Below are 24690 nucleotides of genomic sequence, written 5' to 3' on the forward strand. Positions count from 1 at the left end.
TTTTTTATACATAAAATGCGAAAAATGAGCTAAGAACTGCTAGTTCTCTTCTTTTTCCTGTTTAATTTCCAATAAGGTTTGACCAAATTGCTTCAGAGCTTCTAAAATTTCAAAATCTTTCTTATTTCGAATATCGAAGATCACTTCAATCAATCCTTTTTCTTCTGCAATCTGTGCCTTTAACTGTATCATTGACAGAGCTTTGAAATAATCCTGTGTTAAAAACAGTTGTTTGGCAATAGGTTCAAATTTCACTGTCACTTTTTGTTGTTTTCTTTCAACAAGACGGACAAAGACTTGATCCAAGTAAGCTTTCACTAAACCAATTTCAAGTAGGTAGGCCACAACATCTGGGTATTCTCCAAAACGATCGATCAATTCATCTTGCAAATATTCATAGTCCGTCGCAGAATTCATTTCACGAATTTGTTTGTAAATTTCAATTTTTTGACGTTGATCTGAAATATATTCATTAGGTAAATACGCATCTATTTGAAGGTTCAACTCTGCATTGCTCTTTTGCCTGCGATGCTCTTGGCCTTGTTTCTTAGCAATAGCTTCTTCTAACAATTGAGAATACATTTCAAAACCAACTGAATCGATGAAACCAGATTGAGAAGCTCCAAGGATATTCCCTGCTCCACGGATCGATAAATCTCGCATAGCAATTTTAAATCCAGACCCCAACTCAGTAAAACCTTTAATAGCTTCTAAACGTTTTTCAGACACTTCTGTAAGAGATTTGTCTGGCCGGTACATCAAATAGGCATAAGCAATTCGATTGCTTCGTCCTACACGACCTCTTAGTTGATAAAGCGTTGAAAGTCCCATATGATCCGCATTTTCAATAAAGAGTGTATTAGCATTTGGAATATCCACACCTGTCTCAATAATGGTTGTCGTCACTAAGACATCGTATTCGCCATTAATGAAATCCAACAGGGTATTTTCCAGGCGAACTTCACTCATTTGACCATGAACAAAGCCAATCGAAGCCTCTGGAATCAACTCTTTTAATTCAGACACCTTTTGTTCAATTGTATCTACCTTATTATAAAGATAATAGGCCTGTCCTCCACGATCCATTTCCCTCAACACAGCATCTCGAATAATGGTTGGATTGGTCTCTAATACAAAAGTTTGCACAGGATACCGATTGGTCGGAGGTGTTTCGATGACAGACAAATCTCGAATTCCTAGCATAGACATATGAAGAGTTCGAGGTATAGGGGTAGCTGTCAAGGTAAGCACATCCACCTTTTTTTTCAATTCTTTCAAGGTTTCTTTGTGCTTCACTCCAAAACGTTGTTCTTCATCGATCACGATTAAGCCTAAGTCTGAAAAAACAACATCTTTGGACAAGAGCCGGTGAGTTCCAATAATAATATCCACTCGTCCTTTTTTCAACTTTTCAAGCGTTTCTTTCTTCTCTGCCTTACTCTGGAAACGACTTAAAACAGCAACTTCTACCGCAAAAGATTCAAAACGCTCCTTAAAATTGGCATAATGTTGTTGGGCAAGAACAGTGGTAGGAACCAGCACTGCTACTTGTTTATGATCATTTACTGCCTTAAAGGCTGCTCGCATAGCGACCTCTGTTTTCCCAAAACCGACATCTCCAACCAGTAATCGGTCCATCGGACGATTCGATTCCATATCTTTTTTAATTTCTTCAATGGAACGTAATTGGTCATCTGTTTCAATATATGGAAAATCTTGTTCAAAAGCCTCTTGATTTTCATCATCTTGGGAATAGGCAAAGCCTTCTAATTGACTACGCTCCGCATAAAGTTTTATCAAATCATCCGCAATGTCCTCCACCTGGGTCTGAACCTTTTGCTTCGTTTTTTGGAAACGCCCATCATTTAACTTGTTAATTTTTGGCGTTTTTCCATCACTTGCAACGTATTTGGACAACATCTGAATCTGATCGACAGGAATCGAGATGCGATCTCCATTTTGATATTGAATTGAAACATAATCACGATGGACACCCGAAATTTCAATCGTTTCAATTCCCAAATATTGACCAATACCATGAACTTGGTGAACAACATAGTCCCCTTTTTCCAGTTCATTATAATTTTTTAGACGTTCTGCATTGGAAATATTTTGCCTGCGAATCTTTCGCTTAATCTTTTTCTGATAAATCTCTGATTCTGTAATGTAGACAATTTTTTCATCAACAAATTGAAAACCGTGAGCTAATCCTCCAACGACTAATTGACTAGCTTGAGGAATGATCGTATCCCCATCAATATAATCTAATCGAATCCCATACTCTTCTAAATTTTTATGGAGCTGTTGAAGATTGTGATGAGAAGTTGCTTGGACAATAACAGTATAGTTTGATTTTCGATACCGTTCAATTTCCTCTTTTAGTAAATCAAATTGTCCAAAAAACTCCTGCATGGGATATTGATTGAATTGATACAAATGATCAAACTTCAGATTTCCTAATCCTTTTTGAAAGTTTGAAAAATAAGTTGCAGGCGTATATTTTCGTAATGTTGTACTGGTGTCTGCAAAATACACTTGGCGAGAAGAAGCTCTATTTTTATGTAAATCTTCCGTCAAGAGATTAGCTGTATCTAGTTCAAATCTCGCTATTTGGTCTGCTATTTTTTGATAATCATCCAGAAAGACTGGAGTATGTTTAGGGAGATAATCGAATAGGGTATATTGCTTTTTGTAAAAGAAACTAATAAATTTCCTAAGATCCGGATGGAGTTTCCTTTGAGAAATATCTCCCAGAATTTCTGCTAGATAAGATTTAAATTCTTCATTTGCACTCTGTTCTTGCAATTGTTCTATTTGCTGCTGACCACGGATAAAATCTTCCTCTTGCAACAATAGATCACTCACTGCCTTCAGTTGAACTTCTTCAACATTTTCAACAGAACGCTGACTTTCTGGGTCAAAGATTCGGATTCCATCAATCTCATCTCCGAAAAATTCAATCCGATAGGGTTGGAGTTGGTCGATCTCAAAGATATCTAAAATATCTCCTCGTAGACTAAACTCTCCCTGTTGCAAAACTTGGCTCACCTTTTGGTAGCCAATCTTCTGTAATGTTTCACTCAGAGTAGTTAAGTCTATTTCTTGACCAACCTTCAATTGAAAAATGCTAGATGCAAAAACTTTAGGAGAAGGTAATAGTAGTTTTATACCACTCACATTGGTCACAAGGATGCCTTGACGATCTTCTTGGCATAAAAAGTTCAAAGCCTCTAATCGTGCAAATTGCCTTTCTTGTGAAGCAAAAACAAATTCTGCTAAAGGGTTATCATCTCCCAAAAATGTATGAACTTTCTCTTCTCCAAGTAAGGCAATAAAATCACTAGCCAATCGTTCCGCTTCGTTATAACTGGAAGTAATGAGGACTGCTTTTTCAATAGAATCAAAGGCTGAAGCCATTACAACAGCTTTTGTGGTTGCAGACAATCCTAAGATCAATTCCCTATTATTTTTTTGCAAACCTTGTTGCCAGGATAGAAGGTTGGAGTTTTGACTCACTAAATCAATTACATTCATCTACTTACCCGTTGTATTTCTGCATGCTTCTTTCAAAATTTTCTTCTACCAAGTAATCATTAACCGCTTCTTCTACTCGATCGATTGTTTGTAGAATGGTGATGTAATCGTCTTTATCAAATTTTCCTAAGACATGATGAACCACTGACATGCCCTGCTTAGGTCTTCCAATTCCAATCTTAATTCGATAAAAAGTCTGAGTTCCAATATGATTAATAATCGATTTGATTCCGTTATGACCTCCCGCTGATCCTTTCGCTCGAAGACGAATCTTACCAACTTCCATATCTAAATCATCGTAAATAACCAAAAGATCTTCAATATCCAGACCATAATAAGTCAGAAGGGCATGGACTGCTTTTCCACTCTCATTCATGAAAGTGGTCGGCTTTACAAAATAGACCTTTTCTCCATTCAAAAATGTTGAGGCGATATCAGCTTGAAAAATCTTATCATGGGAGAAAGTAAGATTTAAAGACTTTGCCATTTGATCAACTAACATAAAGCCTACATTGTGTTTGGTTTCAAAATACTTATCACCTGGATTTCCCAATCCAACAATTAATTTCGTCATCTCTTTCCTTTCAAAACACTAAAAGGGTTGGAAATATTTTTTCCAACCTTTACATCTTTTTAACTCTCTTATACATTAAAACGGAATTCCATGATGTCGCCATCTTGAACGACATATTCTTTTCCTTCTTCTCGCAAGCGTCCTGCTTCTTTTACAGCCTTTTCAGAACCGTATTTGACCAAATCATCATAGGACATAGTCACGGCACGAATAAATCCTTTTTCAAAATCGGAGTGGATGATTCCAGCTGCTTGAGGAGCTTTCATGCCACGTTTGAAGGTCCAAGCACGCACTTCTTTTTCACCAGCTGTGAAATAAGTGCCAAGTCCCAACAAGTGATAAGCTGCACGCGTAAGTTTATCAACTCCAGACTCTGTTAGGCCAATCGCCTCTAAAAATTCTTGTTTATCTGCATCATCTAGCTCAGAAATTTCTTCCTCAGCACGCGCAGAAATCACCACGACTTCCGCGTTCTCTGTTGCCGCAAAGTCACGAATTTGCTTCACATACTCGATAGAATCTGGATCCGCAACAACATCTTCATCTACATTAGCTACATAAAGGACTGGTTTGGTAGTCAAAAGGAAAAGTCCTTTCACCACTTTTTGTTCTTCCTCAGTGAATTCAATGGTCCGAGCTGATTTACCATCTTCAAGAACTGGTTTGATTTTTTGTAGAACATTAAATTCCGCAACAGAATCCTTATCTTTTTGTGTACGAGCGATTTTTTCTACACGCGCATAGCGTTTATTGACAGACTCTAAGTCGGCTAAAATTAATTCTAAATTGATAGTATCGATATCTGCCAGTGGATCGACAAAGGCATCTTCACGCCCTTGCTCCCGCATGACATTTTCATCATCAAAAGCACGTACCACATGGACAATAGCATCCACTTCACGGATATTAGCCAAGAATTTATTCCCGAGACCTTCTCCTTTTGATGCACCTTTTACAATTCCAGCAATATCTGTAAATTCAAAAGTGGTCGGAACTGTCTTCTTAGGAGTAATCATTTCAGTTAATTTTTGTAGTCGTTCATCAGGAACTTCTACCATACCGACGTTTGGATCAATGGTCGCAAAGGGATAGTTTGCGGCCTCTGCTCCTGCTTTTGTAATTGCGTTAAATAGGGTTGATTTACCAACGTTTGGTAAGCCAACGATACCTGCTGTTAATGCCATTTTTTCTTTTTCTCCGTTCAAATTTCAATCTCTTTTATTATAACATAATTCAAAAGACAAGTGATGAAAAATGAAATATTTCATGACCTTTGAAACTAGATTTTTTCATCAAACTGTAACGTTCAAAAAAGATAAATATGGTATACTCTATTTAATAACTAACAAAGGAGTTTTTCAGATGAAAAAACAAACATGGAAATCTATTTTCCTTTCTTTAATCGCTATCTTTACACTCTTTCTTCTTGGAGCTTGTGGACAACAATCTGTTCAAAAATCCTATCTTCAAGGAATCAACCAAGAAAAGAAAACAGACATTCGGATTACACTAGAACATAAAGGTGATAAAGCGATCAGTAACCAAACTACCACTACTATTTATTACAAAGAGGCAGGGGTTACGAAAGATCAATTAAAGGAAATGATCGATAAATATGACGAAGAATACAAAGATGTCAAAGGATTCACACATTCTGCTGAATACAAAGATGATTATATGGTCGAAAAAACAACTCTAAATTATGAAAAGGCAGACTTAGATCAGCTAATTGAAAAGAAATTAGTAACGACACAAAAAGATAAAAAAGTTGACTATATCAGCTACAAATCAACTGTTGATATGATGAAACAAAGTGGTTTCAAAGAAGTTAAAAATGGAAAATTTGAAGAATTAAAATAATTGAAAAGGTTCGGTCACATAAGTGACTGAACCTTTTATAATACTTTCTTCATTTTCTGTTCAAAATCATGACGACTCATCATGACCACATGATCACAATTGCTACACTTGATTTTTATATCTGCACCAAGTCGCGTAATTTCCCAACGATTTGCCTTCTTGCCTGTTTCTTTTATCACACAAGCGTGAGGCTTTTTCATTTCTACAAAATCACCTAACGTATACATGATTCACCTATGTTAATTTGTGCGAACTGGCGTAATTAATTGAATGAACCCTTGTTCATTTCCTTCTGGAACCAAGGTAAACGGTCTAACAGAAGAAATAAAACGAATCACAACTTGTTCACTGTCAATAGCTTTGAGCGCCTCAATCAAATAAGTTGGATTAAAGCTAATAGACAAATCCTCTCCTGAAACAGCGTTAGTATCGATTTCTTCATTTACTCGTCCAACTTCTGGTGAATGAACGTGGGAAGAAACCACTCCATTTTTGAACTCTAATTTAACCGTTCCGTTTTGAGTCGCATTTGAAAGAAGACGAGCACGCTCCATTGCAAATCGAAGGTTGGCTACATTGAAGGTTGCCTCTGTATTGAACTCTGTTGGAATGAGACGGTCTGTGTCAGGATAATTTCCTTCTAGCAAACGGGTATAGAAACTAATGTGTTCACTTCTAAAGAGGATTTGATTGTTAGCAAAGAAAACTTCAACTGTTTCAATATCATCAGAAAAGACAGAGGTGAATTCACGAAGAGAACGACTTGGGATGACGACATCAAAGTTGTCTCCATTTTTCTCCAGTGTAATCACTTTTTGACTCATACGGTGAGAGTCTGTTGCTACTGTTTTTAGCTCTTTATTATCTGATAAAACAAAGTGAACGCCTGTCAAAATTGGACGACTCTCTTGTACGCTTGCTGCAAATGCCGTTTCATTAATCAATTGTTTTAATAATTTTGTTTCCAAAACTAATGGATTACTTGCAGCAATTTCTTGGATACGTGGATATTGATCTGCATCTTTTCCTTTAAGTGTAATTTCTGATTTACCACTTGTTAAGAGAACTTGTTTTTGTTCAATCTCTTTAAAATCTAAAGTAACATCTGGTAAACTTGAAACCACATTAATAAAGAAAGTTGCTTCCAATAAAATAGAACCTGGAGAAGTCACTAATAAACCTGCATTTTCATCTTTAATAGAAATAAAGTTTTCAATTGAAATTTGGCCATTCGATCCAGATAAGGCAACTCCTTCTGGAGTGACATCAATTTTAATCGTGGAAAGAATTGGGATAGCATTTTTTGAACTGATCGCTCTTTTGGTAGTATTTAGTGCTTGTAAAAATAAAGTTTTGTTAATAGAGAAATTTATCATGGTCATTCCTTTTATTTATTTTATGATTAGTAAGTTAATAGTAATAGTAGGTTGTGTGAAAGTTGTGGAAAACTCTCAGAATCCTGTCTATGACTTGAAAAGTTACTTGTTTAAAAATTGTGTATAACCCCTAGAAGTTAAGAGGAAGTTATCCACAGATTAATTTAACTTTTTCTTGATACTTTGAATTTCGAGTCGTAGATTATCATCTGTGTCGACCATACTTTTAATTTTTTCATAGGCATGAATGACAGTCGTGTGGTCTTTCCCACCGAATTCTTTTCCGATTCTAGGAAGTGAGTTGTCCGTCATCTCTCTTGAAAGATACATAGCTACTTGTCGTGCTAGGACAATATTTTGAACCCTTCGAGAACCTTTGATTTCTTTTACACTGACTCCATAAAAGGCTCCAACTGCTTCCTGAATTTTTTCAATGGGGATGACAAGCGTCTTGCTATTATCGTTTTTACGAGCTCGAATAGCTTCAGCAGCAACATCGATCGTAATTTCTTTTAGTTTTTTCACCTTCGCCATTAAAGAAATATCATTTAAGGCACCTTCTAAGTCTCGGACATTTGAATCAAACTGACCTGCTAGATATTCCAGTGTGTCATTAGGAAAAATATAGTCTAGATCTTCAATTTTATTCCGTAAGATGGCAATCCGAGTTTCAAAATCAGGTGGTGTTATATTTTGCGTTAGTCCCCATTTGAAACGAGTAACCAGCCGCTCTTCAAGACTATCTAAATGATCCGGACTTCGATCGCTTGTTAGAACAATCTGTTTGTTGTCGCTATGGAGGGCATTAAAGGTATTAAAGAATTCCTCTTGAGTGGTTACTTTTTTTCCACCAAGTGATTGAATATCATCAATTAATAAGAGATCAAGACTTCTATATGTATTTTTGAAAGTCTTCATTTCTCCTAATCGAAGGTGCTCTAAAAATTCATTAATAAAGGTTTCTGCTGGGACATACTTAACCCGTGCATTTGGAATATTTTCTAGGATTTGATTTCCAATTGCATTCAATAGGTGAGTCTTTCCAAGCCCTGGTCCACCATAGATAAAGAGAGGGTTGTAAGTTGTTGCAAGATTTTCAGAAACTGCAAGCGCTGCTGCTTTCGCCCAAATATTTCCATCCCCTTGCACAAAATTATCAAAGGTATACTTCGATTTCAGACCTGTATCAATTTTAGGTAACGGTTCGGTTGTTAAGCTACCTGAAGACAGTCTCCTATTCTCACTGCTATGATTACTAGGAATTTCTTCGGTATCTTCAAAAACGAAATGGAACTTCAAATCTGTATTGTAGACTTCAAAGCTGGCTGTGATCAAAGCATTTTTTAGATTTGTTTCCCAAAACAATTCTTTATAATTTCCATCAAGATAAATGGTAGCTGTCTCTCCATCGATTTTGACTAATTTTGAATCAGCGACAAAAAAGTCATACGCACTATCTTTTAGTTGTAATTGGGCTAATTCTAAAAAACGAGACCAAAATTGCTCTTCTTGTGACACTATCAGACTTCCCTCCTTTTCTTGAATTGTATCAAATCATACTTACTCCTATTCTACCACAAACGAAAATAGTTTTCCACAGGCTAAATTTTAGGGAAGAAAATTATATTTTTAAACTTTTCCACAAGTTGTGGATTTAAATTCACATTGTTTTTAAAAGTTATCCACAAAGTGGGGATAACTAGAGAATATCCTTATTTTTATTATATTTGCAAAAGATTATTATGGTGGAAAAACTTGTCAATACAAAAATAAAAATAACAGCCTTATTTTAGGCTGTTGATAATTCGTTGGTATTCATCGAGACTTGAAAAAGAAATTTGGATAGTTCCTTTATTTTGCGAAGAGGAGTGTATCGTCACTTCTGTTCCCAATATTTTTTTCAATCGTTGTTCCTCTTCTAGTAGGAAATTTTCTTTTACCTTTTTATTTTTCTGTTTTCTTTTTGAACTGATCTTGTTCTCTAATGTTCGAACATTTAAATGATCCTGTTTGATTCGCTCCAACCAAAAGCGCTGCTCCTCTTCATCAAGAGGAACGAGAACACGCGCGTGAGCCGAAGAAATATCATTTTGAATGACTGCCTCTTGAACAGAGGGAGCTAGATGTAACAAGCGAAGCATATTGCTGATATAGGGTCTAGATTTCCCCATAAATTGAGCGATTTGGTCGTGCTTATAGCCATGATCAACTAGCTTCTGGTAGGATATAGCTTCTTCGATTGGATTGAGATCTTCTCGTTGAAGATTTTCGATAATGGCTTGTCGCATCATTTCTTGATCCGTTAACTCTTTAATAATCGCAGGAACAAGCTCTAATCCAGCAATTTTTGAAGCTCTAAAACGTCTTTCACCTGCAAGCAATTCAAAACCAATTATTGGAGATTTTCTGACAATAATGGGTTGAATTAAGCCATTTTCTTTGATTGACTGAGCCAGTTCTTCTAATTTTTCTTGATCAAATACTTTTCTTGGTTGGAAAGGATTGGTTCGAATGTCCTTTACCGCTATTTTTTCTAATTTTTCCATCTTATGAATAGAATAACACACCTTTACAAATTCGTAAAGGTGTGTTTACAAGTATGTCAAGAAAGTGAAAGTTAATCGCTTAGATCTTCAGTTGATTTTGTCAACTTGATAGAAGTTGTTTGTTGTTTTCCATCACGATAGAATGTGACCTTGATTGTATCATTGATTTGGTGAGAATAGAGGGCAGATTGTAAATCTGCAGTTGACTCGATAGTTGTATCATCGATCTTTGTGATCACATCATAGCGTTGCAATTTATCTGAAGCCGGCATATTTTCAAGTGTTGAACGAACCAGTACTCCTCCAGAGATTTTTTCAGGAAGTTTTAATTGGCTTAAATCAGAAGTTGAAAGATTAGATAAATCCATCATTTGGATTCCAAGAGCTGGTCGAACCACTTTTCCTTTTTCTTCTAGTTGTTTGATAATATTGACAACATCATTTGCAGGAATTGCAAAACCCATTCCTTCTACTGAAGTTTGTCCGTTATTTGAAATTTTACTTGAGGTAATTCCGATGACTTGTCCCTGAATATTGATTAATGGACCTCCAGAATTCCCTGGGTTGATGGCAGCATCTGTTTGTAAGGCGCGTGTAGAGATATTTTGTCCATTATCGGCTTTCAATTTCACATTGCGACCTTGGCTAGAAATAATTCCTTGGGTAACAGAATTAGCATAATCAGTTCCAAGAGGGCTACCGATTGCAATCGCAGTCTCACCGACCGTTAATTGGTTTGAATCTCCGAATTCAGCTACTGCCGTTGCTTTATCCGCACTAATGCGAACGACTGCGATATCGGAATAGACATCTGATCCAACTACTTCTCCAGGGACTTTATTACCATCTGCTAAGAGAATATCTACTTTTTTTGCACCATTGATCACATGGGTATTGGTAACAAGGTAAGCATATTTTCCTTCTTTTTTATAAATGACGCCAGAACCTTCACTAGAAATTTGTGAGTCTGAATTGTCTTCTTTTTCAAACAATCCTTGATTCGAAGAATCAGAATAAGTGATCACAGAAACCACAGCATTTTTTACTTTATCGACGGCCTCACTAGTTGAGGTCGTATTTTTATAGGCTGTTTTAACAGTGGTTGAGTGGACTTGTTTACTTTCAGTATTGGAAGTAGAAGAATGGGTTGTTTGTAATATTAAAAAGGTTCCAAGAATTCCACCTAGTAAACCCACAACAAAAATGAGGGCTATGTTCACAACTTTTTTCAGTAAATTAGATGAAGATTTCATATTTTCCTCCTAAGGCTATCAAATTGTCTAGAGTATAGACAAACTTTCTTAATTATAACTTAAATAATTAAAGTTATCCACAAATTGTGGATAACTTGTAACATTTAGTTTAGAAATAGCTTTAAAAAGGACTTTATAGAACAGCTTTCCTTTCTGTATCTGTGGATTATTTGTGGAATTAAAGAATTATGCTACAATAGGAGAATGAAAATAAAATTGATAACCGTTGGAAAATTAAAAGAAAAATACTTAAAAGATGGGATCGCGGAGTATATTAAAAGGCTTGCTCGATTTGCGAAAGTAGAACAGGTTGAGTTAGTTGATGAAAAAACTCCAGATCGTGCTAGTCAACTCGAAAATCAACAAATCCTTGAAAAAGAGGGAGAACGAATTCTCTCTAAAATTTCAGATAAAGAATATGTGATTGTACTGGCTATTGAAGGAAAACAATTTCCTTCAGAGAAATTTAGTCAAACGATCGACCAGATTATGACATCTGGTTATTCAAACCTTACTTTTGTTATTGGAGGCAGTCTTGGTCTGTCTCCTGAAGTGAAAAAAAGAGGAAATCTATTAATGAGCTTTGGTCAATTAACTCTTCCTCATCAGTTGATGAAATTAGTGTTGGTGGAACAAATCTATCGTGCTTTCATGATTCAACAAGGGAGTCCTTACCATAAATAACCTTGACGCTCCTTCCTTTTTCTGCTAAAATGAAGTAAGTTCGGTCTCATAGCTCAGCTGGATAGAGCATTCGCCTTCTAAGCGAACGGTCGCAGGTTCGAATCCTGCTGGGATCAAATGAAGATGCAGTTTTTGTTGCATCTTTTCTTTTTTTGTAAAATGTATAAATTTTCATTATCTATTAATTTTTGTATACTTCACTATAGATAAATAGTAATGGAATGATTTATTAGGAATATTTTAAAAAAGAACTAACAATCCCTATATAGTGCAAAGTGTAGATTATATAAATTTTGTAAAATAGTTTTCATTCATGTAACAAAAACATTACAATTTTACCGTTTCCCTTTAATTTTAGGCTATTTTATATTATAATTTTTTGTATATAAAATTTTATTTTTTTATAATAATACTAGAGTATAATAAAATAGAAAAAAAACAAAATGGGAGAGTTTGTGTGATTCAGTCATTAGTCTTATCTTTTCTTTTAGGAGGGATCATTGTTCTGACGTTTGCATTAGTGGACGAAAAAATCTATCAGGAACATCAATTTGCATTTATCTTTCTGCTGAGCACCTTTGTTCTTCTTTTTGAAAGTCTCTTAGTATTTTTAGATGTGACTTTATTTTCAAATATTCGACTCTCTGATTTAAATATGCTTTTATGGCCGGTTTATTTATATCCTTATTATCATTATGCCAATCGGACGAATCGCTTGTGCGCCATTTTTTATTCTTTTTTTACTTATTTAGCGGTTGAAGGAACAGCAACTTTTCTGACGATAATTGTCTCTTCAGTGTTGGGAGATGCTTTAGTAGCAGCTTACTCGATTGTCTACAATATGTGTATTCGTTTGCTTTCTTTAGGAATCATTTTGAAGTTAATTGACTTATTTGAATTTGATTTCACTCCTTTTTATGAGAAAGAATTTGAAAAATATTTAAAGAGACTCATCTGTGTTTATTTTGCTATATTTGTAGTGATTAATTTTGCTTTATGGATTAGTGAACAAGCGCAATATAAAAATTTTGGGAGCATGTTGGCAACGATTTGTTTTTTCTCTTTTGTAGTCAGCTTATTCCATATGAAAATCGAGCGAGATCAGTATCGTAAAAATTTAGAACTGGAGTATAAAGAATTTTCTGAGCAACAAATGAGTCGGTATATGGCTGAAATTCAAAGTCTCTATTCTATTGTTAGGGGATTTCGTCACGATTTGGGAAATTTAGTTATTTCTATGTCATTAGCCATTGAGGAAGAAAATATTCCAGAAATACAGAGAATCCATAGAGAAGTATTGGAAAAAGGTTATAAAGAGATCAATACAGAAGCATTATCAGGATTCAACTTGGTCAATATCAAAGATTCTGCTTTACGAAGTATTTTGATTCGAGGCTGGTTGGATGCAAGAGATGCTGGGGTAGAGATGACCTTTGAAACGAGTGAACCAATCGAGCAACTACCAGTTGATTTATTAGATATCGTGAGAATCGTTGGGATTCTAGTGACAAACGCTTTGGAAGCTTCAAAAGAAGCAGAAGAAAAGAAAGTTCATATTGCTATTTTCTCTATTTCAAAAATTGTTTACTTAGTGATTCATAATACAACAAATGAAATCACTTTTGATATTAGAAAAATATATGAAGAAGGCTATTCGACAAAAGGAGAAAATAGAGGACTAGGATTAAATAATGTGAGAAAAATCTTAGCAAATTATGGAACGATGTTTTTAGAAACGGAATTGCAAGGAAATCGTTTTTTACAAGTTTTGAAGATTGGAGGATACGAACAAGAATGAAGATTTTTTTATTAGAAGATGAGCTCTCTCAACAGATACGGGTAGAAAAACATATTGCAGAAATTGCTAAGGAATTAGAAATTAAACTTGAAGTGATTTCTACCGGTAAAATTTCGGAATTTGAAAATTATATCCAGCATTCGGATATCCACCAATTATATTTTCTAGATATTCATATCCAAGACAATGAGTATTGTGGGTTGGAAATTGCTCAAAAAATACGAGAAGCAAATCCTTATGCCATTATTGTTTTTATTACTACAAAATCAGAATTCGCTTCAATTACCTATCGTTATAAAGTATCTGCCTTAGATTTTATTGATAAAAATTTGAATGAAGATTTATTTAGATTAAAAATCAAGGAGTGTATTGAGTACCTGACAACTATTCAAATTGGAAATGATGATTTGACAGATTATTTTGAGTATGACTTTAAGGATAAAAAGATAAAAATTCCATTTAAGGATATTCTTTATATTGAAACTGTTGGTTCGGCTTATAAATTGAACTTAGTTGGGAAAAATTTTCAAAAAGAAATTGCGGGAAGTTTATCAGATGTCTTGGAGAAAGATGTGGAGGAGAGATATTTCAGTCCCCATCAATCTTTTATCGTGAATAGAAGTATGATCATTGGAATGGATAAGAAAAAGAAACAGCTACTGTTGAAAGAAGGCTATTCTTGTCCAATCTCAAGAAGCAATATCAAACGTGCCAAAAAATTAATTGAAGAGCAAAATTTAGAATTTAGTGCTTGACAATTAGTTAAATTTTGATATAATGGGATATGTTCTGTTAATGAATATATGGTCCGTTGGTCAAGGGGTTAAGACACCGCCTTTTCACGGCGGTAACACGGGTTCGAATCCCGTACGGACTATATCTCATTCCGCCATAGCTCAGTTGGTAGTAGCGCATGACTGTTAATCATGATGTCGTAGGTTCGAGTCCTACTGGCGGAGCTAGTATAGCACCCATTTGGGTGTTTTTTTGTTTTGAAAAAGGCTAGGATAATGACTATCCTAGCCTTTTATTTATAAGTGAACGATGGTTAGATTCCTTAGCTTTTTCGTCTTTTTATTTGTCTCCATTCGTAGAGGAAAAAGAGAATGATTCCAACGAAAAAGGCAATGAGTCCTTCAATGAAGCCTTTGGGAACAAATGTTAAGGTGACTGTTCCGGATCCTTTTGAAACACGAACTCCCATCAATCCTTTCTGGATGCGATGAATTTGGATAGGCTTTCCATTTTGTTTAGCTGACCAGCCTTTATCATAAGGGAGTGTAAAAATAAGGGTAGTGTCTCTATTTGCGTTATAGGCTGCTACCAATTTGTTTTTCTTTTTGTGAATAGCAACTTCTTGCTGACGAATGCTAGCGATAGCTTGTGTGTATTGGTCAAGATCCAGAGCAAAAAATTCTGGTGTATCAAAAGAGACTGTCGAATTTTCTGGAAAACTCATACGAATAGTAACTGTTTCCTCTGTGTCAAAATGGCCAATCGAAAAGAATGGAAAGGCATTATCAATGGTATAGCGTTGGGTCTGTCCATTGTAGCTGATTTCAATATCTTTTCGATCATCGTTTGAAAATTGTAAATTTGGAACATTGACATATAGTTGGCTATGGGCAGGAACCGTTACTTCATATTGAATACTTGCGTAGGAAAGATGACTATCTTCTTCAATTTTTGCAGTTTGCAACGAAGATGTAGTATTTTGTGAAGTAGGCGAGAGAATATTTAATTTCTTATAAAATTTATATTTTTCATCTGTGATTTGATGGATGAATCGTGTCTGATTATCCAGTGTCAAATTCGTAAAGGAAGTATTTTTATAAGGTTTTGCTGACAGAAAGGCGATTGGTAAGGCATATTCGTTTTCTGAAAGTGAGACTCCATTTTTGGTTGCAATCTCTTTAAATCCAAATTTTTGAACAGGTTGTTGGCTTAAATTATAGCGAACACCAAATAGACTATCCATTAAAATAGAATTGTTTTGGTATCTAAGATTGAGGTTGGTTCCTTCAGATTTAAATCCAAGTTTGTCTAATGTCGAACTAGCATCCGTATTTCGTACAGATGAAAATTGAGAAATTCCATTATAACCATACTTCATGCTATCATTGCCCGTTTGTGGCTGTAAAATCTCAGTCCGATAATTAGAGTCTGTCTTCTCTCTTACTAAGGATTGGATGGCTTTTAAGTCTCGTTCGTAGGATGACCGAGAAGCAAAGACCCATTCATTCGCAATTCCTTCCATTTGATAATAACTATTCACCGATAATTCAAAGATGGAGAAAAACAGGATTGAAAGATAGAAAAGTCTAGGCGGTATCTTTTTTAGGATAAATCCTAAACAGACCAAATAGAAAGCAATTAAAAATTCAAAAGTAACAATGAAATTGACTGCATCTAAAAATTTATAGTGACTGCTGTAAAGGACAGTTGCTCCAAATCCTAGAATAAGGAGGAAATTAGCAAGACTAAAACGAATCCAAGTGATCTCCTCTATTCGATTTAGTACTTCTCCTGCCATCAGAATAATCGTCAAAGAAAAGATCCAAGAGTATCGATGAAGAAACATATTTGGCGCGTGCATACCTTGCCAAAGGAGATCTAATAATTGAAAACGAAAACTCAAAATAAGAATGGTCAAAAGTATAAAGTAAGAAAGTTTCACGTGAAACTTGATCGACTTTACAAAGAAAAAGGTAATCGCTAAAAGAAGTGGAAATAATCCCACGTAGATCATTGGAATTGATCCATATTTAGTAGTGTCAAAACTTCCAATGAAATTTTTTGCAAATACGTCAAGATACCAACTTTTTTCTGTAAAGATACTGTCAACCTTTGAAAAACTTTCTCCATGAGTGCGTAAATCCAAGAAGGTTGGATATAACATCACAAGGCTTGTTATAACTGATAAAAGAGATACAATCACAAAATGAAAGAAGCGTTTTCCAATTCCTTTGATGTCCCATGATAGTTGTGTCAAGTACCATAAAATGAGAAAAATAGACATCATAAACCCAAAATAATAATTTTGGATAAACAAGCTGGTTAAGCTGATAAAGTAGAGAATCTCTCCCTCATTGTAAATGAGTTTTTTGAATCCATAAAGAATTAATGGTGCTAGGATAAAAACATCTAGCCAAGTTTTGATTTCAATTTGGCTGATAGCAAAGCTCATAAGAGCAAATGATGTTGAAAGGGTAAGAACCAGGGATCTAGGAATTTTAGAAAACATTCCATGTAAACTAATATAAGTGCTTAACCCAATAGCTCCAAATTTAAGAAGAGTGATGAGGTAAACAGCATCCGGCATGGATTGTGCATTAAAAAAGTAGACAAGAGGAGAAAAGAAACTTCCTAGATAATAGCTACTGAGTGCATAGAAATTAATACCTAATCCACTTTGAAAACTGTAAAATAGGCTATCTGTCCCATGTAAAATATTTCGAAGTGTGGTATCAAAAATGACATACTGATGATAACCATCTCCTAATAAGGGGGATGTATCACTGTTCCAGTAAATTCCTTGTGAGAGGTAAATAAAGAACATCATGATAGCTGGAATCAGGAAAGAAGATACTATAAAAAGGGATGTTTTTAGCTTTGTTTTATTCATATATTTCTACTGAAAGAGCCTGAAATAATGATTTCAGGGCTCTTTATTTTTATGATTGACTCCAAAGTTCTTTCACTTTTGCTTGAACTTCTTCATTTTCAAGAAACTCATCATAGGTTTCATCAATACGATCGATTACGCCGTTTTTTGAAAGAACGATAATATGGTTGGCGAGTGTTTGAATGAATTCGTGGTCATGGCTAGCAAAGATAATCGATTCTTTAAAATTCTTCAATCCATCATTCAAACTTGAAATAGACTCCAAATCCAAGTGATTGGTTGGATCATCTAGTACAAGAACATTTGACTTGAGGAGCATCAATTTAGACAACATGACACGAACTTTTTCTCCCCCTGACAAGACGTTGACAGACTTGTTAACTTCGTCACCCGAAAAGAGCATACGTCCTAAGAAACCACGAAGGAAAGTATTGTCATCTTCTTCTTTACTTGCAAATTGACGAAGCCAATCAAGAATACTTTCACCACCTGCAAAATCACGATTGTTGTCTTTTGGTAGATATGATCGACTAGTTGTAACTCCCCACTTGACAGTTCCTTCATATTCAATATCATCCATCAATGCACGGATCAAAGCGGTTGTTTGAATATCGTTCTGTCCGATAAGGGCGGTTTTGTCACCAGGACGTAAGATAAAGCTGATATTGTCAAGGATTTTTTCTCCATCAATCTTGACAGAAAGATTTTCAACTGTCAAGAGATCGTTACCAATTTCTCGTTCTGCCTTAAAGTTGATAAATGGGTACTTCCGACTAGAGGGAACAATTTCTTCAAGTTCAATCTTGTCAAGCATTTTTTTACGCGAAGTTGCTTGTTTTGATTTTGAAGCGTTGGCTGAGAAACGCGCGACAAACTCTTGTAATTGTTTAATTTTTTCTTCAGCTTTTGCATTTCTATCTGCTTGTAATTTTGCTGCAAGTTCAGAAGATTCTTTCCAGAAATCATAGTTTCCGACGTAAAGTTTAATTTTTCCAAAGTCAAGATCCGCCATATGGGTGCAGACTTTGTTCAAAAAGTGGCGGTCATGGGATACAACGATAACCGTATTTTCAAAATCAATCAAAAAATCTTCTAACCAGGTAATGGATTGAATATCCAATCCATTGGTCGGCTCGTCCAAAAGAAGGACATCTGGTTTACCAAAAAGGGCTTTAGCTAAGAGAACTTTCACTTTATCCCCATTGGCTAACTCGCTCATAGTTTGGTAATGAAGGTCTTCTGAAATATTTAGATTTTGAAGCAATTGAGATGCTTCACTTTCTGCTTCCCATCCACCAAGTTCGGCAAATTCACCTTCAAGTTCAGCTGCACGGACACCATCTTCATCAGAGAAATCTTCTTTCATGTAGATAGCATCTTTCTCTTTCATAATGTTGTAGAGCTTTTCATTTCCCATAATGACAACATCGATGACCCGCTCGTCTTCGTAGTCAAAGTGATTTTGACGCAAAACAGACAAACGTTCATCAGGGCCAAGAGAAATATGACCAGTTGTTGGTTCAATATCTCCAGCTAAAATTTTTAAAAAGGTTGACTTTCCAGCACCGTTGGCACCGATGAGACCGTACGTATTTCCTTCTGTAAAGTTGATATTGACATCGTCAAACAATTTTCGATCACTAAAACGTAGTGAGACGTCTGATACTGTAAGCAATGATTTTCTCCTCTTTCTATAATGTCTTCATTTTACTAGAAAATAGGGGAAAATTCAACTTTTTTACTGTCAATTTGTTTTTACAACTATGTAAACGAAATTGACAGTTTAGTAAAGTGTTAATTCCTTACAAACATAGAGGATAGACTAACATTTTCAACTAGAAAGTGCTATAATGATAGGGATAACGATTAAGGAGAAGAGTATGACAAAACCCATCATTCTGACAGGAGATAGACCAACAGGAAAACTCCATATTGGCCACTATGTAGGTTCTTTAAAAAATCGCGTCTTGTTACAAAATAAAGACGAGTATAATATGTTTGTTTTCCTAGCAGACCAGCAAGCTTTGACAGACCATGCAAAAGATCCAAAAACGATTGTAGAATCTATTGGTAATGTTGCCTTGGATTATCTTGCAGCTGGACTAGATCCTGAAAAAGTTACGATTTTCATTCAAAGTCAGATTCCTGAATTAGCGGAATTGACCATGTATTACATGAATCTTGTATCTTTGGCGCGACTTGAAAGAAACCCAACTGTAAAAACCGAGATTTCTCAAAAGGGTTTTGGTGAGAGTATACCTACAGGATTTTTGGTATACCCTATTTCGCAAGCAGCCGATATCACAGCCTTTAAAGCGAATTTTGTTCCTGTAGGAAATGACCAAAAGCCAATGATTGAACAAACTCGTGAGATTGTTCGTTCCTTTAATCATGCATACAACACAGATACTTTGGTGGAACCGGAAGGGATTTATCCTGAAAATGAAGCAGCAGGGCGCTTACCTGGTTTAGACGGAAATGCTAAGATGTCTAAATCGTTGAATAATGGCATTTACCTAGCTGATGATGCAGATACTTTAAAGAAAAAAGTGATGAGTATGTATACTGATCCTGATCATATTAAAGTAGAGGATCCAGGAAAAATTGAAGGAAATATGGTATTTCATTACCTGGATGTATTTGGCCGTCCAGAAGATGCAGCTGAAATTGCAGAAATGAAAGAACATTATCAACGTGGTGGACTTGGTGATGTAAAGACCAAACGATATCTTTTAGAAATTTTAGATCGTGAATTAAGACCAATTCGTGAAAGACGCCTTGAGTTTGCAAAGGATATGGGGGAAGTTTACTCTGTTCTTGAAAAAGGAAGTGAGCGCGCTCGAAATGTAGCAGCTCAAACACTGGATGAAGTAAAATCTGCGATGGGAATTACCTATTTTAAAAAATAAAACGACTTCAGTAATAGCGAACATTTCTTTACTGTTCATTGATAATTTACCAATAAATGATTGACAAATTACGATAGAATGGTATGATATTAACAATAAAAATTCGAGCCTTGCTCAAATAAAAAGAAAAGAGGATCCAGCTAATGTCTAATTGGGACACAAAGTTTTTAAAAAAAGGGTTTACATTCGATGACGTGCTTTTGATTCCAGCAGAAAGTCACGTATTGCCTAATGATGCAGATTTAAGTACACAATTAGCAAGTAATTTACGCTTGAACATCCCAATCATTACTGCCGCAATGGATACAGTGACAGAAAGTCAAATGGCAATTGCAATGGCACGTGCTGGTGGACTTGGTGTGATCCATAAAAACATGTCAATTGAGCAACAGGCAGATGAAGTACGCAAAGTAAAACGTTCTGAAAATGGGGTTATTATTGATCCATTCTATTTGACACCTTCTCATACAATTGCAGAAGCAAATGAGTTGATGGGACGATACCGCATCAGTGGTGTTCCAGTTGTTGAAACACTTGAACATCGTAAATTAGTTGGTATTCTTACCAATCGTGACTTGCGCTTTATTTCTGATTACAATCAACCCATTTCAAATCATATGACAAGTGAAAACTTGGTGACTGCACCGGTTGGAACCGATTTAGAAACAGCTGAACGTATTCTACAAGAGCACCGTATTGAAAAATTACCATTGGTAGATGAAAATGGTCGTCTTTCTGGCTTGATTACAATTAAAGATATTGAAAAAGTTATTGAGTTTCCAAATGCGGCTAAGGATGAATTTGGTCGTTTGCTTGTAGCTGGTGCTGTAGGGGTTACTTCAGATACCTTTGAACGTGCAGAAGCACTTTTTGAAGCAGGTGCAGATGCTATTGTCATTGATACTGCACATGGACATTCTGCAGGTGTTCTTCGTAAGATCGCAGAAATTCGTGCTCACTTCCCAGATCGTACCTTGATTGCAGGAAATATTGCAACAGCTGAAGGTGCGCGTGCTTTATTTGATGCAGGGGTAGACGTAGTTAAGGTTGGAATTGGTCCAGGATCAATCTGTACAACTCGTGTTGTTGCAGGGGTTGGTGTCCCTCAAGTTACTGCTATTTATGATGCAGCCGCTGTAGCTCGTGAATATGGAAAAACGATCATTGCTGATGGTGGTATCAAGTATTCAGGAGATATTGTCAAAGCACTCGCAGCTGGTGGAAATGCGGTTATGCTTGGCTCAATGCTTGCAGGTACAGATGAAGCACCAGGTGAAACAGAAATCTTCCAAGGTCGTAAATTTAAAACATACCGTGGTATGGGATCTATTGCAGCAATGAAGAAAGGTTCTAGCGACCGTTACTTCCAAGGATCTGTCAATGAAGCCAATAAATTGGTTCCTGAAGGAATTGAAGGACGCGTTGCTTATAAAGGTTCTGTAGCAGATATGGTCTTCCAAATGATCGGTGGTATTCGTTCAGGTATGGGGTATGTTGGTGCAGCAACCATTCAAGATTTACATGATCATGCACAATTTGTTGAAATGAGTGGTGCAGGATTGAAAGAAAGCCATCCTCATGATGTGCAAATCACAAACGAGGCTCCTAACTACTCAGCACAATAAATTTACACATTTGTAAACAAAAATAACAGCATCTTGACAATTCTGTCAAGATGCTGTTTTGATATGACCGGCTTGAACAGTGAAAATTTTCAACTCTTCAGGCAGGTCTTTTAAATGATCGAGAGTGGTCGTTGTAATAAATGTTTGAATATTATTAGAGATGGTTTCAAGTAGTTGAAGTTGACGATAATTGTCAAGTTCGCTCATGACATCGTCAAGTAATAAAATAGGCTTTTCTCTTGTGATTTCTTCCATCAATTCGATTTCTGCTAATTTTAGAGAGAGAACAACACTTCGATGCTGGCCTTGACTACCAAAGGTAGCATTCATATTATTGATAAAAAATGCCAAATCATCCCTGTGAGGCCCAATACTTGTTGTTTTCCTAAAAATATCCTTCTGACGGTTTTTTTCCAACATAGAGAGAAACTGCTCTTCTATATCATTTCCTTCTTCAGAAAAAACAGTTGGCTGATATTGAATCGATAGGTCTTCTTTGTTGTCAGAAAGTCGAGTGTGTTTTTCTTTTGCTTTAGCTTCTAATTTCTTAATAAACTCAAGCCGATGATGGATGACGCGACTTCCAAAACTAGCTAGTTGTGAATCTAAGACCTCCAAAAATGTAGCATCAATTTTTTCCGAATTTTTTAGATAACTGTTTCTTTGTTTCAGTACATGGTTGTATTGAGATAAGTCGGATAAATAGAGAGGTTTCATCTGACCTAATTCAATGTCAATAAACTTTCGACGCCCTGCAGGTGATCCTTTGATCAGTTGCAAATCTTCGGGTGCGAAAAGGACAACATTCATATGGCCAATATAGTTTGATAATTTGGCTTGTTTCAAATGATTTACCTTAGTTATCCGACCTTTTGGTGTCAAGGAAATTTCTAATGGAAGGGGCCCAGTTTCTCTTTGTAATTGACCAGAAACTTTAAAATCGGTGGATTCAAAATAGATGAGATCTCTATCATTTCGTGTTCGATGACTTCTGGTTAAAGCTAGAAAATAAATTGATTCGAGAATATTGGTCTTTCCTTGAGCATTTTGACCTAGGAAAATATTTAATCCAGGATGAAACTCGACTTCAAGTTCTTGATAATTACGAAAATGTTGAATGGATAACTGTTTTAACCACATTACGAGATACCAGGAAAGCGAATTGCTTTTTCTTTTTTGTTAGTCTTTGTCGGTTGTTTCTTTTGTTGTTGATTGAGTTGCTTGACAAGTTTAGCAACACGTTCCTTTTCTTCCTTCTCTTTAAGATGCTCTTCTATTTCTTCTTGAGAAGGTTCAAGAATGGTGATAGTAATGCTCAGTTCAGGAATGTCAATTTGATCATTGACACGAAGTTTACGGCCTCTCCGTTGTTCTAATTCACCATTAACAAAGACTTCTTTTTCTTGAAGAAAGGCTTTGATTGCACCACCACTCTGTATAATACCGAGTTCTTTTAAGATTGCTTGTAATGTAATAAAGTCATCAAATAATTTGTAATTCATAGTTCACCTCTTTGCGTGTTATTATACCATATTTTTAGTTTTTCTAGGGTAGAGAATGTTGAGTGATTTGAGGAGCTTTTTCACAGTTTGAATTAGGATTTTAGTGTGATTTCATGTTATAATGAAAGTTACTATTGAGTAGAACGAGGATGAAAATGGAATTAGTAAAGGGCGTGAATCTTCACTTTCTTCAATCAAAAAAATTTAAAACCAATAAAATTAAGGTCCGTTTTTCATCGCCATTAGATGAAAATACCGTGGCTGCGCGTGTTTTAGTAGCCTGTATGATGGAAACTGCAAATCAAAAATATCCAACTTCACAATTATTCCGTGAAAAATTAGCGAGTCTATACGGGGTAGAATTGTCCACCTCAGTCTCTAAGAGGGGGCGTGTTCATTATGTTGATTTGAATATTTCCTTTGTGCGCGATGACTTTTTGAGCAAGAAAAATGTGCTTACTGATGAGGTTTTGGACATTATAGAAACTATCTTCTTTTCACCTTTGGTAGTAGAAGATCATTTTGGCAGTGATACATTTGACGTTGAAAAGAAAAATACGATTTCCGATTTGGAGTCAGAAATTGAAGAGCCTTATTATTATGCACATGGGCAATTGAATCAACTATTTTTTGAAGACGAAACAATCGGGATGTCAAGATTGGGGAAAGTTGATTTAGCGAGACAAGAGACAGCTCAAAGTTCTCTTGAACAGTTTCATCAGATGCTCCAATTAGATAACATTGACTTCTTTTTCATAGGCGATTTTAATGAGGTCGCTATTGTGGATCGAGTGAACCAGTTTGAATTCAAGCCACGTGATAACAATTTGTCTGTCAACTATCAACAACCTTTTACAAATGTTGTTAGAGAAAAGTTAGAGCAAAAACAAAACCAACAATCTATTTTAGAATTAGGTTATCATTTTTCTACCCAGTATGGAGAATCTCTCCATATCCCCCTAGTTGTATTAAATGGGATGCTGGGAGCTTTCTCGCATTCGAGACTTTTTCAAATAATTCGTGAGAAAGAAGGACTTGCTTATACCATCTCTAGCCATTTTGATATTTTTACAGGCTTTATGAGAGTTTTTGCAGGCATTGATAAGGAATCTCGTACGAAAGTAATGACCTTGATTATGAGACAGTTGAATGATTTAAAACGAGGCAAGTTTACAGAGTCAGAGCTTCAATTGACAAAAGAAATGTTGGTGAATACGACCTTATTAGCACAGGATCGGCAAAATACCTTGATTGAAAGGGAATATCTGAAAACGATCCTAGGAACGAAAGTCCTTTCTTTAGAAGAGTGGTTAGAATCCATCGATAAGGTTAGTAGAGAAGAAATTATTGAAGTGGCAAAAACAATTAATTTACAGTCTGTTTATTTTATGGAAGGAAAGTAGT

At 35.7% G+C, this 24690-nt stretch carries 19 protein-coding genes and 3 tRNA genes; 10 read left to right on the forward strand and 12 right to left on the reverse strand.

Going from position 1 to position 24690, the window contains the following annotated elements; genetic code table 11:
• Positions 1-39 precede the first annotated feature (39 nt).
• The 3 genes from mfd to ychF form a co-directional block, all read right to left on the reverse strand.
• Positions 40-3534, reverse strand: a complete 3495-nt coding sequence (gene mfd / locus ABVF55_RS01330; RefSeq protein WP_445285409.1) for a transcription-repair coupling factor — start codon at positions 3532-3534, stop codon at positions 40-42.
• Between the two features lie 4 nt (positions 3535-3538).
• Positions 3539-4108, reverse strand: a complete 570-nt coding sequence (pth, locus tag ABVF55_RS01335; protein ID WP_003009246.1) for an aminoacyl-tRNA hydrolase — start codon at positions 4106-4108, stop codon at positions 3539-3541.
• Between the two features lie 68 nt (positions 4109-4176).
• Complete coding sequence (ychF, locus tag ABVF55_RS01340) at positions 4177-5292, reverse strand: redox-regulated ATPase YchF (protein WP_003010773.1); 1116 nt, start codon at positions 5290-5292, stop codon at positions 4177-4179.
• Positions 5293-5470: 178 nt separating this feature from the next.
• Here ychF and ABVF55_RS01345 point away from each other — a divergent pair, with 178 nt between their 5' ends.
• Positions 5471-5968 (forward strand): DUF1307 domain-containing protein, encoded by a 498-nt coding sequence (locus ABVF55_RS01345; RefSeq protein ID WP_303469124.1) that lies wholly within the window; start codon positions 5471-5473, stop codon positions 5966-5968.
• A 35-nt stretch (positions 5969-6003) separates the two neighbouring features.
• Here the strand turns inward: ABVF55_RS01345 and ABVF55_RS01350 are convergent, their stop codons facing one another.
• From ABVF55_RS01350 to ABVF55_RS01370, 5 genes are all read right to left on the reverse strand, one after another.
• The gene (locus ABVF55_RS01350) at positions 6004-6195 is read right to left on the reverse strand and encodes a DUF951 domain-containing protein (RefSeq protein ID WP_003002008.1); all 192 of its coding nucleotides are present in this window, start codon (positions 6193-6195) and stop codon (positions 6004-6006) included.
• Between the two features lie 12 nt (positions 6196-6207).
• On the reverse strand, positions 6208-7344 hold the full coding sequence (gene dnaN / locus ABVF55_RS01355) for a DNA polymerase III subunit beta (RefSeq protein WP_277839135.1): 1137 nt from the start codon (positions 7342-7344) through the stop codon (positions 6208-6210).
• A 159-nt stretch (positions 7345-7503) separates the two neighbouring features.
• On the reverse strand, positions 7504-8862 hold the full coding sequence (gene dnaA / locus ABVF55_RS01360) for a chromosomal replication initiator protein DnaA (RefSeq protein ID WP_003002121.1): 1359 nt from the start codon (positions 8860-8862) through the stop codon (positions 7504-7506).
• A 266-nt stretch (positions 8863-9128) separates the two neighbouring features.
• Positions 9129-9890, reverse strand: a complete 762-nt coding sequence (locus tag ABVF55_RS01365) for a ParB/RepB/Spo0J family partition protein (protein WP_045764047.1) — start codon at positions 9888-9890, stop codon at positions 9129-9131.
• Between the two features lie 71 nt (positions 9891-9961).
• Complete coding sequence (locus tag ABVF55_RS01370) at positions 9962-11143, reverse strand: S1C family serine protease (protein ID WP_445285410.1); 1182 nt, start codon at positions 11141-11143, stop codon at positions 9962-9964.
• Between the two features lie 204 nt (positions 11144-11347).
• Between ABVF55_RS01370 and rlmH the strand changes: the two genes are divergently transcribed.
• From rlmH to ABVF55_RS01400, 6 genes are all read left to right on the forward strand, one after another.
• Positions 11348-11827 carry a 23S rRNA (pseudouridine(1915)-N(3))-methyltransferase RlmH gene (gene rlmH / locus ABVF55_RS01375; RefSeq protein WP_373105853.1) on the forward strand — a complete coding sequence of 160 codons (480 nt, stop codon included), beginning with the start codon at positions 11348-11350 and terminating at the stop codon, positions 11825-11827.
• A gap of 42 nt (positions 11828-11869) precedes the next feature.
• A tRNA-Arg gene (locus tag ABVF55_RS01380) sits at positions 11870-11943 on the forward strand.
• 341 nt (positions 11944-12284) lie between these two features.
• Positions 12285-13625: a sensor histidine kinase gene (locus tag ABVF55_RS01385; protein WP_445285411.1), complete on the forward strand. Its 1341-nt coding sequence runs from the start codon at positions 12285-12287 to the stop codon at positions 13623-13625.
• Positions 13622-14380 carry a response regulator transcription factor gene (locus ABVF55_RS01390; protein WP_003009229.1) on the forward strand — a complete coding sequence of 253 codons (759 nt, stop codon included), beginning with the start codon at positions 13622-13624 and terminating at the stop codon, positions 14378-14380. Before ABVF55_RS01385 ends, ABVF55_RS01390 begins: the two co-directional genes overlap by 4 nt.
• A 50-nt stretch (positions 14381-14430) precedes the next feature.
• Positions 14431-14502, forward strand: a tRNA-Glu gene (locus tag ABVF55_RS01395).
• Positions 14503-14510: 8 nt separating this feature from the next.
• Positions 14511-14584 (forward strand) — tRNA-Asn (locus ABVF55_RS01400).
• Positions 14585-14682: 98 nt separating this feature from the next.
• Here ABVF55_RS01400 and ABVF55_RS01405 read toward each other — a convergent pair.
• Positions 14683-17250, reverse strand: a complete 2568-nt coding sequence (locus ABVF55_RS01405) for a YfhO family protein (protein ID WP_201037401.1) — start codon at positions 17248-17250, stop codon at positions 14683-14685.
• A 49-nt stretch (positions 17251-17299) separates the two neighbouring features.
• On the reverse strand, positions 17300-18925 hold the full coding sequence (locus ABVF55_RS01410; RefSeq protein ID WP_201037402.1) for an ATP-binding cassette domain-containing protein: 1626 nt from the start codon (positions 18923-18925) through the stop codon (positions 17300-17302).
• Between the two features lie 205 nt (positions 18926-19130).
• Between ABVF55_RS01410 and trpS the strand changes: the two genes are divergently transcribed.
• Positions 19131-20159: a tryptophan--tRNA ligase gene (trpS, locus tag ABVF55_RS01415; protein WP_201037403.1), complete on the forward strand. Its 1029-nt coding sequence runs from the start codon at positions 19131-19133 to the stop codon at positions 20157-20159.
• A gap of 143 nt (positions 20160-20302) precedes the next feature.
• Positions 20303-21784 (forward strand): IMP dehydrogenase, encoded by a 1482-nt coding sequence (gene guaB, locus ABVF55_RS01420; RefSeq protein WP_201037404.1) that lies wholly within the window; start codon positions 20303-20305, stop codon positions 21782-21784.
• Between the two features lie 45 nt (positions 21785-21829).
• On the opposite strand, the gene recF is transcribed toward guaB, so the two are convergent.
• Together recF and yaaA are read right to left on the reverse strand one after the other, a co-directional pair.
• Complete coding sequence (recF, locus tag ABVF55_RS01425) at positions 21830-22924, reverse strand: DNA replication/repair protein RecF (RefSeq protein WP_201037405.1); 1095 nt, start codon at positions 22922-22924, stop codon at positions 21830-21832.
• Complete coding sequence (gene yaaA, locus ABVF55_RS01430; RefSeq protein WP_201037406.1) at positions 22924-23286, reverse strand: S4 domain-containing protein YaaA; 363 nt, start codon at positions 23284-23286, stop codon at positions 22924-22926. The genes recF and yaaA overlap by 1 nt, the downstream gene beginning before the upstream one ends.
• 155 nt (positions 23287-23441) lie before the next feature.
• Between yaaA and yfmF the strand changes: the two genes are divergently transcribed.
• On the forward strand, positions 23442-24689 hold the full coding sequence (gene yfmF / locus ABVF55_RS01435; protein ID WP_201037407.1) for an EF-P 5-aminopentanol modification-associated protein YfmF: 1248 nt from the start codon (positions 23442-23444) through the stop codon (positions 24687-24689).
• Position 24690: the final 1 nt, after the last annotated feature.

The organism is Streptococcus sp. KHUD_012 (genome assembly GCF_052588255.1).

Excerpts from the sequence above, each read along its gene's own strand:
- ABVF55_RS01405 (WP_201037401.1), bottom strand. The coding sequence starts at position 17,250 with ATGAATAAAACAAAGCTAAAAACATCCCTTTTTATAGTATCTTCTTTC.
- mfd (WP_445285409.1), bottom strand. The coding sequence starts at position 3,534 with ATGAATGTAATTGATTTAGTGAGTCAAAACTCCAACCTTCTATCCTGG.
- yfmF (WP_201037407.1), top strand. The coding sequence starts at position 23,442 with ATGGAATTAGTAAAGGGCGTGAATCTTCACTTTCTTCAATCAAAAAAA.
- rlmH (WP_373105853.1), top strand. The coding sequence starts at position 11,348 with ATGAAAATAAAATTGATAACCGTTGGAAAATTAAAAGAAAAATACTTA.
- ABVF55_RS01350 (WP_003002008.1), bottom strand. The coding sequence starts at position 6,195 with ATGTATACGTTAGGTGATTTTGTAGAAATGAAAAAGCCTCACGCTTGT.
- pth (WP_003009246.1), bottom strand. The coding sequence starts at position 4,108 with ATGACGAAATTAATTGTTGGATTGGGAAATCCAGGTGATAAGTATTTT.
- yaaA (WP_201037406.1), bottom strand. The coding sequence starts at position 23,286 with ATGAATTACAAATTATTTGATGACTTTATTACATTACAAGCAATCTTA.
- ychF (WP_003010773.1), bottom strand. The coding sequence starts at position 5,292 with ATGGCATTAACAGCAGGTATCGTTGGCTTACCAAACGTTGGTAAATCA.
- guaB (WP_201037404.1), top strand. The coding sequence starts at position 20,303 with ATGTCTAATTGGGACACAAAGTTTTTAAAAAAAGGGTTTACATTCGAT.
- ABVF55_RS01345 (WP_303469124.1), top strand. The coding sequence starts at position 5,471 with ATGAAAAAACAAACATGGAAATCTATTTTCCTTTCTTTAATCGCTATC.
- trpS (WP_201037403.1), top strand. The coding sequence starts at position 19,131 with ATGACAAAACCCATCATTCTGACAGGAGATAGACCAACAGGAAAACTC.
- ABVF55_RS01370 (WP_445285410.1), bottom strand. The coding sequence starts at position 11,143 with ATGAAATCTTCATCTAATTTACTGAAAAAAGTTGTGAACATAGCCCTC.
- ABVF55_RS01390 (WP_003009229.1), top strand. The coding sequence starts at position 13,622 with ATGAAGATTTTTTTATTAGAAGATGAGCTCTCTCAACAGATACGGGTA.
- dnaN (WP_277839135.1), bottom strand. The coding sequence starts at position 7,344 with ATGATAAATTTCTCTATTAACAAAACTTTATTTTTACAAGCACTAAAT.
- ABVF55_RS01365 (WP_045764047.1), bottom strand. The coding sequence starts at position 9,890 with ATGGAAAAATTAGAAAAAATAGCGGTAAAGGACATTCGAACCAATCCT.
- recF (WP_201037405.1), bottom strand. The coding sequence starts at position 22,924 with ATGTGGTTAAAACAGTTATCCATTCAACATTTTCGTAATTATCAAGAA.